Annotated in this window: 16 protein-coding genes; 8 read left to right on the forward strand and 8 right to left on the reverse strand. The window is 47.1% G+C overall.

Features of this window, described 5'->3' with window-relative positions; translation table 11 throughout:
• Positions 1-81: 81 nt before the first annotated feature.
• The 3 genes from QUB04_RS29765 to QUB04_RS29775 form a co-directional block, all read right to left on the reverse strand.
• Positions 82-837 carry a DUF2232 domain-containing protein gene (locus tag QUB04_RS29765; RefSeq protein WP_333290115.1) on the reverse strand — a complete coding sequence of 252 codons (756 nt, stop codon included), beginning with the start codon at positions 835-837 and terminating at the stop codon, positions 82-84.
• Between the two features lie 257 nt (positions 838-1094).
• Positions 1095-1592: a universal stress protein gene (locus QUB04_RS29770; protein WP_333290117.1), complete on the reverse strand. Its 498-nt coding sequence runs from the start codon at positions 1590-1592 to the stop codon at positions 1095-1097.
• A 90-nt stretch (positions 1593-1682) separates the two neighbouring features.
• Entirely contained in the window at positions 1683-2396 is a 714-nt protein-coding gene (locus tag QUB04_RS29775; protein ID WP_333290119.1) for a Crp/Fnr family transcriptional regulator, read from the reverse strand.
• A gap of 259 nt (positions 2397-2655) precedes the next feature.
• On the opposite strand from QUB04_RS29775, the gene QUB04_RS29780 reads away from it, so the two are divergent.
• Positions 2656-2826 (forward strand): hypothetical protein, encoded by a 171-nt coding sequence (locus QUB04_RS29780; RefSeq protein ID WP_333290121.1) that lies wholly within the window; start codon positions 2656-2658, stop codon positions 2824-2826.
• 323 nt (positions 2827-3149) lie between these two features.
• Here QUB04_RS29780 and QUB04_RS29785 read toward each other — a convergent pair whose 3' ends face one another.
• Positions 3150-3323 (reverse strand): hypothetical protein, encoded by a 174-nt coding sequence (locus QUB04_RS29785; RefSeq protein ID WP_333290123.1) that lies wholly within the window; start codon positions 3321-3323, stop codon positions 3150-3152.
• A gap of 186 nt (positions 3324-3509) precedes the next feature.
• Here QUB04_RS29785 and QUB04_RS29790 point away from each other — a divergent pair, with 186 nt between their 5' ends.
• The 6 genes from QUB04_RS29790 to pgsA all read left to right on the forward strand — a co-directional run bounded on the left by QUB04_RS29790 (position 3510) and on the right by pgsA (position 11818).
• Positions 3510-4700, forward strand: coding sequence for a transposase (locus QUB04_RS29790; protein ID WP_333290125.1), 1191 nt, complete (start codon positions 3510-3512; stop codon positions 4698-4700).
• A 266-nt stretch (positions 4701-4966) separates the two neighbouring features.
• A complete protein-coding gene (locus tag QUB04_RS29795; protein WP_333290127.1) occupies positions 4967-7276 on the forward strand; it encodes a hypothetical protein in 2310 nt (769 codons plus the stop codon).
• A 53-nt stretch (positions 7277-7329) separates the two neighbouring features.
• Positions 7330-9324 carry a hypothetical protein gene (locus QUB04_RS29800; protein ID WP_333290129.1) on the forward strand — a complete coding sequence of 665 codons (1995 nt, stop codon included), beginning with the start codon at positions 7330-7332 and terminating at the stop codon, positions 9322-9324.
• A gap of 315 nt (positions 9325-9639) precedes the next feature.
• Complete coding sequence (locus QUB04_RS29805) at positions 9640-10305, forward strand: sugar transferase (RefSeq protein ID WP_445301105.1); 666 nt, start codon at positions 9640-9642, stop codon at positions 10303-10305.
• 81 nt (positions 10306-10386) lie between these two features.
• Positions 10387-11232 carry an ADP-ribosylglycohydrolase family protein gene (locus tag QUB04_RS29810; RefSeq protein ID WP_333290131.1) on the forward strand — a complete coding sequence of 282 codons (846 nt, stop codon included), beginning with the start codon at positions 10387-10389 and terminating at the stop codon, positions 11230-11232.
• 67 nt (positions 11233-11299) lie between these two features.
• Positions 11300-11818: a CDP-diacylglycerol--glycerol-3-phosphate 3-phosphatidyltransferase gene (gene pgsA / locus QUB04_RS29815; RefSeq protein WP_333138896.1), complete on the forward strand. Its 519-nt coding sequence runs from the start codon at positions 11300-11302 to the stop codon at positions 11816-11818.
• A gap of 193 nt (positions 11819-12011) precedes the next feature.
• On the opposite strand, the gene QUB04_RS29820 is transcribed toward pgsA, so the two are convergent.
• From QUB04_RS29820 to QUB04_RS29830, 3 genes are all read right to left on the reverse strand, one after another.
• The gene (locus QUB04_RS29820; protein WP_333290133.1) at positions 12012-13757 is read right to left on the reverse strand and encodes a diflavin flavoprotein; all 1746 of its coding nucleotides are present in this window, start codon (positions 13755-13757) and stop codon (positions 12012-12014) included.
• The gene (locus QUB04_RS29825; protein ID WP_333290135.1) at positions 13750-14379 is read right to left on the reverse strand and encodes a hypothetical protein; all 630 of its coding nucleotides are present in this window, start codon (positions 14377-14379) and stop codon (positions 13750-13752) included. The genes QUB04_RS29820 and QUB04_RS29825 overlap by 8 nt, the downstream gene beginning before the upstream one ends.
• A gap of 300 nt (positions 14380-14679) precedes the next feature.
• A complete protein-coding gene (locus tag QUB04_RS29830) occupies positions 14680-16407 on the reverse strand; it encodes a diflavin flavoprotein (protein ID WP_333290137.1) in 1728 nt (575 codons plus the stop codon).
• Between the two features lie 319 nt (positions 16408-16726).
• Between QUB04_RS29830 and QUB04_RS29835 the strand changes: the two genes are divergently transcribed.
• Entirely contained in the window at positions 16727-17320 is a 594-nt protein-coding gene (locus tag QUB04_RS29835; RefSeq protein WP_333290139.1) for a DUF4129 domain-containing protein, read from the forward strand.
• 458 nt (positions 17321-17778) lie between these two features.
• Here QUB04_RS29835 and QUB04_RS29840 read toward each other — a convergent pair.
• The coding region (locus tag QUB04_RS29840) for a Calx-beta domain-containing protein (RefSeq protein WP_333290141.1) at positions 17779-18762 on the reverse strand (984 nt) is incomplete at its 5' end.

Below are 18762 nucleotides of genomic sequence, written 5' to 3' on the forward strand. Positions count from 1 at the left end.
ATGCCCCATGCCCCATGCCCCATGCCCCATGCCCCATGCCCCATGCCCCATGCCCCATGCCCCATGCCCCATGCCCAATAACTACTCTTCATAATCGATCAAAACTTGCACCCAGCTTGGTGGCCGCGGAATTGGATTTCCCAAACGATCTAATAGCAGCAAAGCTACTAAATGCACTACAAATAAATAGACAATATTGTTAACCAAAATCATCCCGGCGGCGATCGCCCCAATTGTGTCCAAACTCGGTACATTAAGCCAGCCCAGCTTCACAAACACCCATTCCACCATCTCTGTTACCTGGGCCGTTACGTAAACCCATAAATCTTGACCCACCAACGCTGACAGCAGCCAAAACCGAAAAAAGAAGCCTACAGTACCAATTACTGCACCCACACTAACAGAGAGTGACCAACTCGCTTTGCGCCTCCAAAGTCCTCCCAGCGCAACTCCCATAATTCCAAAAGGCATCACGTATAAAATGCTCCGCGTCGGGCCCATCAGTACCGACAGCAGCAAACCCGATACCAAAGCTGCCATCCAAGCTGCTCGGTTGCCCCAGCGCAAATAAACCAGGGCGATGGGTATCGGGAAAAAAACCCGCAGCAAAGGCCCCAGCGGAAAGTAATAATTTACCAGCCAAATTAAGCTAGCGGTACTTGCCAAAAAAGCCGTTTCTACCAGCCTTAAAGGCGCTTCCCCAGAGGGGCGCTTCCCCGGATCTGGATTTGTACGATCGCCAGCCAGTGCTGAAATATCGGCGGTTTGCGGCTCGTTATTTGTACTGGGTGAACTACCCGAATTAGACGCAGCATCTGCTGACAAAAAATCACTCATCCGATTTTAGATTTTAGATTTTAGATTTTAGATTTTACGGGACTTGCACCCGATACGGCTGATTCCCGATTTTCCGATTTTAGATTTTAGATTTTAGATTTTAGATTTTACGGGACTTGCGCCCGATACGGCTGATTCCCGGTTTCACTGTTTGGATGCCTCGCCGCCCAATTTAATATTGCTCGCAGAAACCGGGTTTAGGTACGAACGCAAGTCTTATTTTAGATGGATTTTCTCAGCAAAAATTTTCAGCAGCATTATTTTTCGATTTTGCCTTCCTGAATCACCAAAACCGAACAAGATGCGTGGTGAACGACATAATTGCTGACGCTGCCGAGGAAAGCTTCTGCGAGTCCCGTGCGGCCGCGCCTTCCCAACACTATTAAATCTGCGCCCCAATTTTCGGCGGCTTCACAGATACTATGCCCCGGAGCGCCGTCCTTTTTGCAGTCAAATTCCACCTGCAATCCTTGTTTTGCTGCGGCGTCGCAGTAATTTTTGAGCAAGCCCGAAGCCTGTTTTTCCTCGCTTTCCAGCCGCAAACGTTGAGCTTGATAAGCTTGATTCATTAACTCGACATTCATGCCCAAATCTACCGGAATTGGCACTGCCGTCTCGCCCAACGTGTTGACAGTAACGCAGTTAAATAGCATCACCTGGGCCCGATCGCTCAGAGCTAATTCTAAAGCTTGACTGAAGACGCGGTGGCTCAGTTCTGAATCATCTAAGGCAACAAAAATTTTCTTAAAACTCATAGCTTTACCTCCGGCGGGAAATCATTAATATCAGTTAATTAACAGAGAGTGCTTTTGAATTAGATTCAATAAAAGCAATCTCTGATACTTCTAGACTAACAGACGCTCTAAGGCGTGCAGGTCGGGAATGCACAAAACGTCACGTTCGCGCTGAATAGTTCCTTTTTTTTCCAGCTTGCTCAGCACTCGCGTTACTGTTTCGCGAGCCAGCCCGCTGAGGCTGCTCAATTCTCTGTGTGGCAGGTTCGGTATTTCTGTACCTCCTGTTTCCATGATTTTTTTGCCTTGCCCCTCTGCCAAAAATAATAGAATATCTGCTACTCGCGAGGTACTGTCAGACTCTCGCAAACGCAGGCGGCGGTTGACTTGTCGCAGGCGACGCGCCATCAGTTGAGCTAGGCGAATGCCTGCTAGCGGCTCGGTATGAATGAGCTGCACAAAATCCTGAGATGGCATATTGCCGATCAGTGTCGGGGCTAGGGTGATGACATCTGTCGATCGCGGTGCTTCTTCGATCGCGGCCATTTCCCCGAACAGTTCTCCTTTCCCTAAAATATTCAGTGTTACTTCTTTTCCGTCTAGGTTGTAGGTGCGAATTTTCACCCAACCATCCAATATAAAATACACTGATGTTCCCCAGTCATTTTCGAGTAAAATCACTTGATTTGCCGGATGACTGCGGGTAACGATGTGGAGAGTTGCTCTCTCAATTACAGGATCGGGCAAGCCTGCAAAAAAAGGAGTAGAAACTATCAATTGATTTATATTGGACTGCGGATCTCGGGTGTTAAAGCGGTCTTCCATGAGGCCATCATTTTAATTTACGCGCTTGATCTGCGCTGGGCAGTTAGAAATAGCTTGCAGCCGAGTCATTCGATTTGAGATTCAAGATTTGAGAAACAAGGATCTAAAATCGGCAATTTTACCTCTAAAGTTTTGCGGTCAAAGGCCCAATATGGGAATTAATAGCCTCAAGCTCTGATTGCGAGCCAGAAACTAAAGAATATACCATAATTTTTTAGATATATACCACGGAGCAAATTTTATTAACAAAATTTTAGCAATGTGGCAAACGACTGAGCCGATCGAATTACCTTTGAAAGCACTTCGCGAAGACAAGCTTAACACTGCTGAGAGATTTGTTGTCAGTCAGCCCAGCAGTCGAGAAGGCAGAATCCACGAGTACAAGCCTGCAAGCACGGCAGACAGATCCCAAATCCGAGCAACTGCCTAGAACCTGGCAAATGTCAGCACGATCGGCAAAATCCACAGCCATTGCGAGCCTAAAGGCTGGCGCTCTTGGCGAGCGAAACCCACCCACTTCCCAGCAAACTTTTCTGCTACCCCAAGATTATTGTACCATTAGTATCTAGCCATGAATACAGATAAAAGGCTATAATAAAAGGTTACTCAAACCAACTGTACGGGGACAATCCCGAATCCCGGCATCCCAACTCGCAAATTGTTTGAGCTTTTTTCCCAGTCGGTGAAAAATGAAGACACAGTGGCGCGCCGCCATGCTAACAAAACTCGCGGTGACAGTGTGCGCCCCGCCCTTCAAGCGGGTGAAGGCAAAAGTTCGTCGGGATCGCAGCTATCCCGACCAGGAATCGGCCTCGGGCCGGCAAACAGGAAACCACCCGGCAGAGAATTCGATCGCATTTGCAGTTGATAGAAACGGGCATTTGGTGTGGAAGTACCGGCTAACCTATCATAGACAATAGAAGTCATCCAAAGACAAAAGGTTAATTAACAGTTGTCACAAAATATTAGTTAATTATTGACTGACTCGCATTCAGATTCTCAAAAAACAGGGTTGAAAACCCCGTCCTAAAAGGACGGCTTTAATTGTAAAGCTTTGTTGCAATACCAAGTGCCCTATGCTGAATTGTGTAGCCTAAGATAGGAGGTAAAACCATGCTAGTTTTCGAGTTTAAGGCCTACGGAAAATCAAATCAGTTCAACGCAGTAGACGAAGCAATTCGTACCGCAAAGTTTGTCCGCAATAGCTGTATAAGGTATTGGATGGACAACAAAAAAGTGGACAAATACGATTTGAATAAATACTGCGCGGTACTGGCGCGTAATTTCCCGTTTGCCGACGAACTCAATTCAATGGCTCGACAAGCCAGTGCAGAACGAGCATGGTCTTCTATCTCCCGATTCTATGATAACTGCAAGAAGGGTATTGCCGGTAAAAAAGGGTATCCACAATTCCAGAAAGATGGTCGCTCAGTTGAGTACAAATCGACGGGGTGGAAACTTGCTAACGATCGAAAATCAATCAACTTTACCGACAAAAAAGAAATTGGGCGGTTAAAACTAAAAGGCACACGCGATCTACATTTTTACCAAATCAGCCAAATAAAAAGGGTGAGATTGGTCAAACGTGCTGATGGCGTGTACGTTCAATTTTGCGTGGATGTTGATAGAAAAGAAAATACAGAACCCTCTGGTACTACGATCGGATTAGATGTGGGTTTAAAAGAATACTACACCGACTCGAACGGAACTACGGTTGAAAATCCTAGATTTCTGAGAAAAGGTGAAAAAGTCCTCAAACACTCTGGGCGTCGTGTATCTAGGAAAATAAAAGGTTCAAAAAACAGGGGCAAAGCTCGGCAGATTCTAGGCAAGCGCCATCTTAAAATAAGTAGGCAACGTAAAGACCATGCAATAAAACTTGCACGGTGCGTAGTTGGGTCAAACGACTTGATAGCCTACGAAGATTTGAGAATCAAAAATATGGTGAAGAATCATTGTCTGGCCAAGTCTATTAACGACGCATCTTGGTATCAATTCCGTATCTGGCTTGAATACTTCGGAAAAGTATTCGAGAAAATCACGGTTGCGGTGAATCCACAATACACCAGCCAAGAATGTTTTAGTTGCAGTGAAATTGTCAAGAAAACGCTATCTACTAGAACCCACGTCTGTAAATGTGGTTGTGTCTTAGATCGTGATGAAAACGCAGCTAGAAACATCCTAAGTCGAGGATTGGGTACGGTAGGGCATACCGGAACTTTTGGCCTTGAGCCAAGCAACGCTTTAGGAGAATTGACCTCTACTTTGGTTGGAGAAATCCTGCCTCAGCAAGTTGGCTCGTAGATTAAAGAATCCCCGCGCGTAAACGCCGGGAGTGTCAATCTATCTATTGGCATCGCTGCCGCCTGACAATCAAGCATCCAGGATACAAGCCCCCGAAATTATCCGTGGAGAAATAAAAAACCTGTATCCGCTGAAACTTGCCCCCCGAAATTATCCGTGAGGTCAATGCTTCAATCTAAAATCTAAAATCTAAAATCTAAAATCGATTGACTTCAGTCTTTTTTTGGTAAAGTTTCTCCCAAGCCGCATTCCCAGAGGTTCCGCCCTTGAATTCTCAGAAGTACAAAATTCAAGCACTGATTGCTGAGATAGACGAGGTACTCAGCAAGCCCGCACCCCGCTTGCCTTGGACGGGTTCGCTCGATACTGTCCACCAGCGCCAACTTTTAGAGCGAGTTCGCGCTTATCTGGTTTCCTCAGACTCAAAGCTAACGGCCCCAAAGGCCCCCGCCCGCCCAAATGTCCGCCCCGAACCAGTTCCAGTACCCAAAGTGCCTCTGCCCGCGCCTCGCCCCTCAGCCGCAGAGCAAATCATGCTTGCCGTAACCGGAGAAATCAGCCACCTGCGTTCCAGCCTGACAGGGCCGCTCCAAGAAGACATAGAAGCTCTGCGGCAAGAGCAGCAAGCTCTAATTCAAGAAATCAAACTGCTAGAAGCAAAACGGCAGCAGCAACAATCCCTAGCTCAGCAACAAGCCAACCAACAGCAAATCATTGGTGAATTCTTGCAGGTACTGACTGCCCGCTTGGAAGAAACCTTGACTAGCGATTTCTCCCAAATTCTAAGTTCCCTAGAAAATCAGTTATTGCAAAGCAGCGCAGCACCTTACTCTTTGGGCAGTGCGCCTGATGAACAATCGGCTATTGACGTAACAGTTAACCCACAAACCTCAGAAGAACACCCGCTGCTGACGCCGGCTCAGAGGTTGGAGCAAATGCAACTGTTCCAATCTCATGCTGACAGTCTGCTGATGAGTCTCGATTCTAGGATGGCTATCGTGTTCGAGGCTTTGCAAGCAAATCTGCAAAGCTATCAAGCTTCCTTGAGACAAGAACTCGAAAATATGTACGGTTTGAGCCAGCAGAGCGAGGCGATGTTCGCGGCTTTGGTCAACCACTTGGCCTCACAGTTGGGGCGAGAAGCGTCTTCCTACGTTCAACAGCCGATCGATTTAGCAAATAATCTCGAAACCGTCACCCCAACCGCAGCCGATCGATCTTCTGTCGCTCCCGCCCCTTCAAATACTGCGATCGAGAACTCAGCCACAGAGACTCAGACTGGAGACTCGGTGCAGGAAATTCGCACCGGCGAATTCGGAGAACAAGACAGATTTCCCTACGCCGGTACAGAAATTTCTCCGCAATTCAGACAGTTGAGGCGCGACCGCGATCGCATTCAAGCCCCAATTTTGCTCCCGGAGTTGCAAGATAATTTGTTCGATTGTGCACCCGAAACATCGGGAAATGCAACTGAGTTTTCTGGCGGTGAATCGGAGAATAGCTTAACAGAAACAGGCGAAAATATTGAGGATTTGTATGCAAGTTTGTTCGCGGGAGAAGCGGTTCCTGAAGTAGAATTACAAATCGAAAGTACCCCTGTAGAAAATACTGTAATTGAGCCCCAAAGTGAAGGTGTCCAAGATCGAGCGTCGGCGGACGAGGAAACTGCCGAATCGCTAAAAATGACCGAAGATTTGTTTGTAAATCTGCTCGATGAAGGCGAATCTCTGGAAGAGATTTTAGTAGATGAAGATTCAGACTTGGTAATGGGGAATTCTGTAGAGTCTCTAACTTTAGATAGTGCAGATTTATTTGAACCGCAAGGGGCAACAGTACCTCAAGTTTCAGAAGCACCAGCCTCAACCGCCGAGGTGCAACTTGACGCGGACGATCGAGAAAATCTAGAAACGGCTCAAAACCAAGGCGAGCAGTTCGGCGCTACAGTCCCTCAATCAGCAGCTTTGCCGTTGAAAACGCCTGCCGAAATTAGCCCAAACCGCCCCAGTGCCGAGTCCCGTGTGCCGAGTGCCGGTGACGTTCAAACTGGCGAGTTCGACTCATCCTCGCAGCGCCTCGATGAGGGGTACATCCAAGCTTCGCCGGACGAGGACTTGCTGCCGGTCGAGGCATTAGAAGATGACCTCGATCGAGCTCTAAATTTGGACAACAATACTCTGGAACTTTTGGAGGCAGACCTCTACAATCTGGAGGGATTGGAAAATACTAGCTTCGGGCGATCGAATTTCTCAGTCGCTAACACCTTGGATTTATCGGCGAGTTCCCCCGAAGGCATTGCAAACAATCCCTTTGCGGAGGCGGCAGAGGAAGAACTCGGCACGCTGGAGGATTTGTTCTCCGATGTGTTGGAACTCTCCTCTGATGATGAACCCTTTGTTTTGGAAAACGAACTTGAGGATGATTTGTTTGCGGAGGAAGACGACTCGAATTTGACGCTAGACGAGATTTTGGCTAGTTTGACCGAGACCGATCGACCTTTGACTGCTTCTCCCCCTCCAGAAACTGCCGAAACTAACGAACTGCGATCGAGTCCTCCAGAAAGTAAAAAAAAAACCTAATTTCGACAGAGAATAAAGCAGGAGTTGTTGAGGGGAAAACCGATTTTAGCGAGTTGGCCGGGACACAGCAGCAAGACTCGGCTGGGCATTCTGCCGGAGGTGCGATCGCCCCATCCACAGAACGCCGGAATTCTAGCTGGTATTTGGGCATTGATTTCGGTTCCAGCGGCCTGTCTGCGGCTTTGCTCGATCGCACCAGCGGCGAATTGCACCCGATTTACTGGGAAGCATCGCAGGCTGAGGCTTGGGCAGCAGACGCCAGTTGTCGGATTCCCTCGGCTGCGGTGATGGCGGAAACATCCCCAGGTAGCCCAGGGTCAGAGGTGACAGTCAAGTCGGTGGGATTCCGACCCCAGGCTTTGGCTGCTGGAGAATTTTTACTGGAAAATTTTAAATTGCCTTTAAAGGTGGGCATTCCTTATCAGCGGGAGGCTGCTGGGATGTACGAACCGCTGTTGCAGTGGTCGCCCTTCGAGGCTTTTTCGATCGCCTTGCCGCTGCAATGCGTGCGGGCACTGCTGGCTACTTTGAATCCGAGTTTGCGGGGACAAAAATTTGCCGAATCAGGGGAAATTTTGGATTCTGCACCAAGGGCGAATTTTGCAGGATTGCCAGTTTCTAATTTAATTTGTAGGGCTTCGGGACTGACGCCAGAAACTCTCGATGCGGCGCTTTTAGACTTGCAGGGTGTAATTTTGGGGACTCCGGCCGGCTGGTCGGATGTTTATATGTTTAATCTGCAGGAGGCGGTTTTGGGCGCGTCTCTGGTGGCTTCTGGTTCGCAAATTTTTGTAGTGGAAGATGCGATCGCCACTTTGCTTGCTGCTGTAACTCCTGTGAAAAATAACATGGAAGTCGAGTCGTCAGCCGTGGATTCTGCTAAGGGCGGTGAAGAAGCTGCACCGCTGGCTGTGAATGCTTCGTCTTTTAGCGGGGGAACTTTGATTTTGAATGCGGGGGCGGCGACGGTGGAATTAGCTTTAGTTGAGTTGCCGTCTAATCTTCAAGATTTAAGTCGTGCTGATTTTACTTGCCACAGTTTTGATGCGGCTGGCGATGCTTTCGATCAGGATATTATCTGTCAGTTGTTGGCTAAAAATGAAACTTGGGGAATGTCGATCGATTTGCCACGTCCTGGCCATCCTGATTTGCCGAGCCGGTATCAGTTGCAGCAGCGGTTACAAGGTTCTGCTTTTGGCCTGCAATTGTTAGAGGCGGCAAGGCAAATAAAAGTTACTTTGCAACATCAAAAAACTTTTGCTTTGGATATTGGCCAGCAGCATTGGGATGTGAAGCGCAAAGATTTGGAAAGTCTGGTTTTAGTGCCTTTTGTGCAGCAGTTGAATCGTGAATTGAATGCTTTGCTCAGCCGCGCGGGAATGTCGCCGGCGGGGATTAATCAGGCGATTTGTGCGGGGGGTATGGGTGCTTGGCCTGCGATTGCCCGCTGGTTGCGGCAGAAGCTGCCGAATGCGATCGTGGTTCAAGACCAGGAATTGCTGGGCGATCGAGATACTTTTGAGATTGACAATTCTGCATTAAATTCTGTATCTCAAAGTACCAATTTCCCCCAAAAAATGGGTCGAGTTGCCTGCGGGTTAGCGAGTGTGGCTCTCTATCCTCACATTTTGGGTGTGTCGCAGCAGCAGTACAGCGACTTTTTTCTGCTCTGGGAATTAATGCAGGTTTTGGGCCAGGAAACTCTAAGCTTTCAGGAAATTTTGCAGTTGTTGGAACGCCAGGGCGTGAATACCCGTACTTGCGAACCCCGGATTCTGCGGATTTTGGAAGGAAATTTGCCGGCGGGGCTTGTGCCTGCGGAGGAAGATTTCATGCTGCTCGCCGAGGAGTCGAGGCAAAATCCTGATTGGGAAGCAATTTGGGCTGAGCCGCTTTTCTTTGAAGATGTCTCGCGGGGTTATCGGTTGAATCTCGAACACGCCTCTGTTGTCCGCGAATATTTAGGTAAACTCGCCTCTAGCAGCCAGCAAAAATTGTTAGAGCCGCTAACACTTGCTTGGGATGTTCGCACCGATATTTATCGCTAAACGGCAAAAAACCCGGTTTCTCTGTAGCACCCTCCCTGTCTTCCGGGAAGAGTCCTAGTCGAAACCAGGTTTTTTTGCATCCAGGACTAACTTTTTTCAGTAAATTTACGTAACTTTACATAAACTTTATACGTTTTTAGAAAAAACACATAGAAACTTTATAAAAGTGTTATGGGTTTTTAAAGATTGTGCAAAGCTGAGTATTTCAGGTTCTGCAGATTTGGGAGGGGTAATAAGATGGACGTGATCGTTAAAGTTGAGACAAATCATATGAAATTTCCGATGGGTGCCTCGTCGAAATCATCATTATCAGAAATGCTGTCCTTATTTTTTCAAGAATTTACTTACAGAGTCGGTGTATCAAAACAACAACATCACCGATCCGTAACGAGCAAGGTAAAACGGTCGATCGATATTTTGGGCTCGCTGCTGGGACTGGCAATTGCAGCAGTGGTGGCGGTGCCGGTGGCTGTGGCGATGCTATTGGACGATCGGGGCCCGCTGCTGTACAGTCAAGTCCGCTGCAGCTTCCAAGGGCGACTTTTCAGAATGTGGAAATTTCGATCGATGGTTGTCGATGCAGAAAAGCTCAAACATTTAGTTAACAACCAAGCCAAGGGTCACATTTTTAAGAATGAAAATGACCCGCGAATTACCCGCGTCGGCCGCTTCTTGCGGTGCACGAGTTTGGATGAGTTACCTCAATTCTGGAATGTGTTAGTCGGCGACATGAGTTTGGTGGGAACTCGACCGCCCACTCCTGATGAAGTTGCTGCCTATGACGCTGTTCACTGGCAGCGTTTAAATGTCAAACCCGGTATGACTGGGGAGTGGCAAGTCCACGGACGGTCTGGAGTCAAAGACTTTGACGAAATTGTGCAGATGGATCTCGCCTATCAGGGCAAGTGGTCTGTTGTCTACGACATCACTCTGATTTGCAAAACAATTGGGGTGGTCTTCAGCAAAAACGGTGCGTGTTAGATAGGTAAGTTGTTTTGGGTTGTTTTTTTTATTATTTTAGGAAAAAACAGGGGATGAAATAGCTGGGAACTGATTAAATATATGTTAATAGAATTAGCGATTGGTGACGCTTATGGTGCGGGTTTTGAATTTGTTGACCAGCAGACGATCGAATTGTACAACAATCTCAACGCTTACATAAAGCATCCCCATCACGACATCCAGCCTGGATGTTACACAGACGATACGCAGATGAGTTTAGCCGTCGCAGAAGCGATCGTCAGCCGAGAACCTTGGACGCCGGAACTTTTAGCCAGTAAATTTGTTGCAGCTTTTCACCGCGATCGGCGATTTGGTTATGCGGGCAAATTTTACAATTTTTTGCTACAAGTTCAAGACGGAAAAGAATTCTTAGAAAAAATTCACTCTGCTAGCGATAAAAGCGGCTCTGCGATGCGAGCAGGCCCCATTGGCATTTTTCCTACTATTGAAAAAGTCATCGAGAATGCTACCGTTCAAGCTGCAATTACTCACAACACTCCCGATGGCATTAATGCAGCTATAGCCGCTGCTTTGATGTCCCATTACTTTATTTATCAGCTAGGTTTAAAGAAGAATTTGGGAAATTTTCTAGAAAGGCACGTAGCTGGTGAGTGGTCGATACCTTGGCAAGGACAAGTCAGCGTTAAAGGTTTGGTCTGTGTTAGAGCAGCTATTACTGCGATCGTGCGAAATGATAGTATGAGCAAACTGCTCCAAGATTGCATTGCCTTTTCGGGAGATGTGGATACAGTAGCCACTATTGCTTTAGCGGCTGGTTCCTGTAGCAGTGAAATTGCCCAAGACCTGCCAGAAAATCTGGTACAAGGATTAGAAAATCAATCTTACGGCCGAGATTATATCATAGAACTGGATCGACAGTTAATGAATTGCAGGAGCGACTTCTGATTTCTTCCTGATATCTGTTACATCCGTTAAATCCCTTACACTGCGCGTTGCCGAACTTCTTGCTATTATGAATTTGCCTAATTTGATTACTTTTTCTCGCTTACTGGGAGTGCCTTTTCTGCTCTACGGTTTGTACGACCCAAGCGCGCAAAGCCGCTGGATTTGCACCGCAATTTTTGTGGTAGCTGCGGCTACTGATTGGCTGGACGGCTATTTGGCTAGGAAGTTGAATCAAATTACCGATTTGGGTAAGTTTCTCGATCCTTTGGTCGATAAATTGTTGGTGCTCGCGCCGCTTTTGGTATTGATTGAGTTGGGGAAAATCCCGGCTTGGGGAGTGTTTTTGATTTTTGGTCGGGAGTTGACAATTGCGGGGTGGCGTGTTAATAAAACTACGATTTCGGGAGCTAATATTTGGGGCAAATTGAAGACGGTGAGTCAGATTGTGGCGATCGCACTTTTAATTGCTCCTTTGTCGGAAGCGTGGAATTTTCCCGCATTAATTGCTTTTTGGGTTTCTGTGGCTTTAACTTTGATTTCGGGCGCTATTTATCTGTGGCCGGAACAGGAAATAAAAGAAAAGTAAGGGAGTTTTATATCATTAAACACGCGCTTTCCCCCAGTCCGGCAGGGGTTTCAACCCCTGCCTCAAAGCGAAAGTCCTCTAAAGAGGACTGTTAAAATCATCAGTCCTCTTTAGAGGACTTTAGCTATTAGCCGGGGGTTTAAACCCCCGGCGGACTTGTGGAAAAGCGAGGATTTATCAAGATTACTTCACTTTAATAATGACTCCCAGATTTCCGATAGTGCACCGCTGTCACGCCGTCATTTTTCAGCAAATGACCGTTTTCAACCGCTGCATAAACTACCCAGTGATCGCCGCATTCCATCCGACTTATCACTTCGCATTCGAGATAAGCTAGAGCATCAGTCAAAACTGGACAGCCGTTGCTAGCTTCCATTGTTTCGACTCCGGCAAATCTGTCTTCTCCCGGAGCAAAGTTTTTCATGAAATACTTCCGCAACTGTCGCCCTTCTGCTAAGATATTGAGCACAAATTTATCTCCGGCGTACATCAAAGCTTCGATCGATCGATCTTTCGCCACCGCAATCGTCACACCGGGCGGATTAAACGTTGCTTGCGACACCCACGAAGCCAGCATCGCACTGGCTACCTCCCCCCGCTTCGCCGAGAGTACGCACAGCGAACCAACCAATCTCCCTACTGCTTGTTCAGTGCGATCGCTACCCGCTGCTAACTGCGGTTTCGGTGCCCGCAATTTTTGCGATCGAATCAAAGCTTGAGCAAAATCCGTTCCCGCTTCTTTGCACTCGTGAATCGTCGCCGCCGTCGGCTTAAATTTGGCTCGAATCGGCTCAAATCCAATTCGATAGCCGGCATCTTTCAGCTTATTTTCAACTAAGTCGATCGCCTCTCCACTCCAGCCAAAAGAACCGAAAACCCCGGCTAATTTGCTCTTAGTTGCGGTAGATAAAACAATTCCCAAAGCAGTTTGAATTTGCGTCGGAGCGTGTCCTGCTAGCGTGGGAGTTCCGATGATAAATCCCGCGCATTTCTCGATCGCCTCTTGAATTTCTCCCGGTTCGGCAAATTCGCAGTTGATACTTTCCACCGCAACGCCGGCTTTAGTAATTCCTTTGGCGATCGCCTGGGCTAAAGTAGCCGTATTTCCGTAAGCCGAAGCATAAATCAAAGCAACTGTCAAGTCTTTTGAATTTTGTTGCTGGCTCCATTCCCGATACAAATTGCTCAGTTCATTAAGGCCGTAACGGACGATCGGGCCGTGACCGGGAGCATAAAATGCTGCTGGTAAATCGGCGAATTTATCCATTGCAGTCAGCACTTGTTTGGCCTGAGATGCGTGCAGGGAATCGTAATAATAGCGCCGATCTTCGCTGTAAACGCTCCACCCTTCATCGAATACTTGGTCGCCACAAACGTGAGCTCCAAATAGTTTGTCAGTGAACACGATTCGAGTTTGCGGATCGTAGGTGCAAAGTTGATCGGGCCAGCGAGGAGTCGGAGTCGCGATGAATTTTAAGGCGTGACCTTTTCCTAAGTTGAGAGTTTCTTCTCCCCGAACGATCATAATGTTTAATTCTCGATCGGGAAAAGCGGCGCGCAAACTAATTGCGGCGGGATTCGTGCAAACCAAAGCTAGTTGAGGAGCTAATTCCAACAGAGCTTTAATTGTTACTGATCTGTTAGCATTGAAATGCCCCAAAATTATGTAATCCAGCTTGGTCAAGTCCACCCGTTGCTGCAAAAATTCCAGGTAATTTTGAGTAAAAGATTCCCCCGGCGGGTCGAACAAAGCAGTTTTGTCAGCTTGAATAATGTAGCTATTGGCTGTCGTACCCTTTTGCAGCGAATACTCGACTTCAAATTTGAGTCGATCCCAAGTGCGCGATCGCAGAATAAAAGTATCGAGGGCGATCGGGATAAACTGCACGTCGCGGGGTTTGGCATCAGATGCGAGTCTAGGAGTCAAAGTATTAGTCATTAATTGCACCTATGAGAAACTGAACTACAGAACTTCTTTTGATTTCGTGCCAAAACTTGGTATCTACAATGTCAAACCTTGCGCCTCTACCCTGTAAATTGGTATCCAGGTCAATCAGAAATTCCCTGGTTTTCAAATCATCCCCAATTTGGATAAAGCTCACTCCAATTTCTTCGTCTTTATCTATTTTATTTGCTGCACTTACAATAATTTCAGCGACAGCAGCGGTATTTTCGGGTTTTTGATCTAGGACTGCAACAATTATTGCTCCTTTGTTCCCTTTGCCATCTGTTTTGTTTGCGAAATAATCGCTAAAACTTGCTTTCAGAGCTTCTTCCAAATGAATTGTAGTCGGGTTTTCTGAATCCGGTTCTGTATTTTGTCGCTGCAAAATTTCAGCTAACCGGGCAACATTTGAATTTTTATACTTCCACATAGGAGTAGAAGCTTCGTAAAGGGTGATGCCGTCGCTATCAAATTCCTGACATTTTTTTGCTAAGTCGATCAGAGATGCCTGTGCTTCTACCCACTCCTCGTACCAAGGATGGTGAGGGTCTCTGCTGGCATCGCTTCTGGCAATAATAATTGTGTAATCTCGGTCTTCTAAAAGATTGGCAGGCATTGGCAATTCCCCTATTAAAATGGAGTCTAAATGACAACGGTTTGCCTGGTAAGGTGCTTAGCTTGCACCCTACTTTGAGAGTTGTTGCGTAAAAGAAATCACGTTTCTCCCCTGATAAAGAGGCCGTTACATCTTAAATCTTGCACCCTTGTCAAGAACAGGCAAGATGCCTGTTCCACAAAGAGTGAATTTCTTGTGGGGTGGGCTTCTAGCCCGCCCATAAAAAACCTATTGAAAATGGTGCAAGATGTCAGTTACATCCGTTAAATCCCGTACACGGCTCGTTGCCGAATTTCCTTCCTAATAGTGATTTCCCACTTTGCGGTGGTGAACTGCCGGCAGTGCATCGGGATTGGATACGCGACCGTTATCGACGATCGCATATACGATATGATGATCCGAAAGTTCCATCCGGCTGACTACTTCGCATTCCATGTAAGCCAAGGAATCTGTCAAAATCGGAGAACCGTTGGTTGCTGGTTGAGTTTTAACTCCGGCAAATCGATCGGCACCAGGAGCAAAACGCTTTAAAAAGTGCCTCATCAAGGTTTGATAATTGCCTTCTTCCAGCACGTTGAGAACAAATTTATCTCCCGCGTGCATCATCGATTCGATCGCCCGATCCTTCGCTACTGCTATTGTTAAACCCAGCGGTTTAAAGCTGGCTTGCGTTACCCAAGAAGCTAGCATCGCACCGCTAACCTCGCCTTTTTGGGCGGTAATGATGTACAGTCCGCCGCTGATCCGTCCCAAAGCTTTATCGAGGTCGCTGTCGAGGGATTTCATCTGTTTGACTGCTTTGTCCCGCGTCAGCCACTGTCCCAAGTCAGTGCCGGCTTCGTCGCAAAGTTGATAACTCGCTTCTGTCGGCGTTTCTTTAATTAAAATGTTGGGAAATGCTTCTTTTAAACCCAACTCTTTGAACTTGTTTCGCAGCGGGTAAATAGATACGTCATCGCCGCCGCCGGATTCGCACAAACCGAAAGATTGTTTGTTGTTAGCCGCAACTAAAATTGTGTTGATAACAGCTTCGGCATTCGCAGCAGCAGTACCACTACTCGGTGGCGAACAAATCACGATACCGGCGGCGGTACCGACAAGTTCGCGGGCTTCTTGCAAGTCGGCGATTCTCAAATCCATCATTTCCACAGCGACACCAGTTTTGGTGATACCGTGGGCGATCGCTTGGCTGAGTCGATCGCTCCATCCGTAGTCGGAGGTGTAAAATACCGCTACAGTGGTTTCTGCCTTAGCTTGCGCTTGGCTCCACCTTTTGTAGCGTCCGGTAAGTTCCACCACATTGTGCCGCAGCAAGGGGCCGTGACCGGTCGCAACAGTACCAATTTCTCCCAACTCTGCCATCCGCTTCATCGCAGCGAGTACCGATCGAGCATTGGGAGCCATCAAACACTCATAATAAAAGTGGTAATCTTCCTCAACTGCTGCTAAATCGTCATCAAAGGTGCTGTCGGAACAGTAGTGCATCCCGAAAGCATCGCAGGTAAACAGCACTTGAGTTTTGCTGTCGTAGCTGAAAATAGTATCAGGCCAGTGCAAGTTCGGCGCCGATACGAATTCGATAATGTGGTCGTTTCCTAAATCTAGTTTGTCCCCGTTTTTTACTACCAATCGCTCAAATGGTTGGTGTACAAGGTTTTCTAAAAATTGAATTGCTACTTTCGCCCCCACGACAATTGCTTGGGGTGCCAGCGCCAGCACGTCTTTGACTAAACCGCTGTGGTCTGGTTCCGTGTGGCTGATAATTAGATAGTCAATCTCTTTGGGGTCAATTTCGCCCGTCAGAGTTTCCATGTATTGCGGGCGAAACTTCTCGTGCGAGGTATCGACGAGGGCTGTTTTTTCACCGCGAATAATGAATGAGTTGTAAGTTGTACCGTTTTTGAGTCCGAATTCGATGTCAAAGCGGTCTCTATCCCAGTCCAGGCATCGAATTGCCGTTGTATCAGGGGCAATTTCGACTTTTTCCACCGTCAATCTGCGTTGGACTCGTTCAGTCAGCGCTACCATCAGTGCCTCCTTGTCTTTTACCCATTACCTTATTGTTTCCATTCTGACACGTTTCTTTTGTAAATCTTTATCAAATTTCCTATCACTCAGTTAAGCATCCCAAAAGTGCTCTCTCTCTCTTGACAAAAAGCTAATATATGTGGTATTGAAACCGAGTTCGATCGGTTGGGCGATCGAGGTACTGAGTTTTGCATGGAAATTGCGATCGAGGAGTCAATTAGTTAGTAGCAACTTAAAAGCTGTACAAAATGTGCAGTAAGACGATCGAATAAAAAAATCCCAAATCCACAAGCCCAAATCGATTAAGTGATGTAAAGCTATGTCTGAAAGTTCCTTTGAGAAAACTAATTTGGGTTGGCAATTAGGACAGTCGCAACAACGATTGCAGGAGTGGTGGGAACTAAAAACTGCCCAAAATATACCCAATGTCAAATTGCCATCTTGGTTTGATTCCCCCATCTTGGGGGCGATCGCTAAAGCCGCCTTTTGGTTAATCTTAGCATTGCTCGCAGTCTGGGCGAGTAGGCAGATTTGGCAACTGTTACGTTTTTATATTTATAATTTCAAAAAGAGGAATCAAACAACTGATGGAAGTGCGAAAAAAGCAATTAACGATTTGTCGGTAGCAGAGTGGTTGTTGCGATCGCAAAATTTGCAGCAACAAGGCAAATACCGCCAAGCTTGCCGCTATCTTTACATGGCGCTGTTGCAGCGGTTAAATGATGCGGGCACCGTAGTTTATCAACCCAGCCACACTGATGGCGAATATTTGCAATTAATCCAGCAATTACCCCAGCCAGTGCCTTACGAAACTTTGATAAGAATACATGAGCAACTATCTTTTGGGAATAGGGAAGCTGACGCCTCAACCTTTGAACAGTGTCAGCAAGCTTATCAACAAATTAAGGATTAAGTAGGTAAACGAAAAAAAAAATAATATCCAATCGATAATTTTAGGGTCGGGTTTTACAAACAATACTTACCACAAACCAACAATCTCAAAAACCCCCAGCCAATAGCAAATTGCCATCTAATTCTTTCCATATACAAGGGTTCAAGGTCGTACTCGAATAATGCGCGTAGCATCTAAGAGTACGACCTTGAAAGGGTGCTATCAGACCGGAGTAGCAAATGGGTTTAAAGCCACGAAACTAGCACCAGCAAGGGGATTCTGGTCGATGTCGCCCACAATCAGCCCTGTAGGTGAATCCCATTAGTTGTCGGTGCCAGCGACTGTCACACAGCGAAGATTTTACCTGCCTACCTCACTTTCTTGAAAAAAGCTGTAGTGAGGAGCCAGACTGATAAAAAGCATTTAACTACTTGCGGGACATATTAGTAGAGCAAGGATTCCTCGCCCTACTAACAGCCTTAAATCAGAGTAATTTTAGTCGATGCCGGACGGCCGATCGAACCTGGGTCCAAGCCTGAATTCCCCACCCCACCAGTCAAATCAGGAAGATTGTTATTCGTCAGACTAACGGGAGTTTGACCGGGATTAATGTTCACCGTGCCTCCCGAAGGATTCACAGCAAATGGACTAATGTTGTAGCCTACGTTGTTCACAGGTTGACCACCACGAGGAGCAATCAAATAGTCCTCCGAAGCCGAAAGCGAAGTATTGCCAGTCCGATTAAGCGTCGTAAAATCTCCCGAACCACCATCAGTAATAGGATCACGAGACGAACCGTCAAAGAAGGAAGCTTGACGCCCAAACATACTCTCACGATCAATAATGGTCAAAACTCCCCGTACCGGACTATCCACACTGCTACCAATCAAGACCAAATCCACCGTTTCAGAAAACTCCGCGAAACCGTCAAATAAAGTTTGAACCGGAACTTGTACGCTAGTTTCTCCGGGTTCAAAAATGATCTGTTGAAACACAGGGATGTAATCCGATGGCATAATCCTAGACTGAGCAGTATCGTCAGCCGTGCCGAAGAAAATCTCACTCGGTTGCGAAAGGTCGCCACTGCGATTGATAGTAATCAGCGCATTTTCGTCCTCTATGACGCTGTAAGTATCCTGACTGAAGAAAAACCTGGTTGGCGGCGGCACATCATTAATCGTCAAAATTGACGGATTACTGACATTGCCACCGAAGAGCACCAAATTCACCGTTTCCGGCGATTCCAAACTCAAATCGCTCAAAGCCGTCACGGTGAAACTAGCGGTAGTTTGCCCCGCATCAAAATTCAACACCCCCGCCGCCGTCCCAGTGTAATCCGCTGGTGAACTTGCCGAACCGTCAAGAGTAGCGTAGTTAATCGATGCCGCCGCCGTGCCACCGGTGCGAGTAACGTTAATCGTAACCGGGTCGCCTTCAGCCACCGTGTAATTTGGTTGGGCGAA

This window comes from Microcoleus sp. D2_18a_B4 (genome assembly GCF_036702475.1).
GTDB lineage: Bacteria > Cyanobacteriota > Cyanobacteriia > Cyanobacteriales > Microcoleaceae > Microcoleus.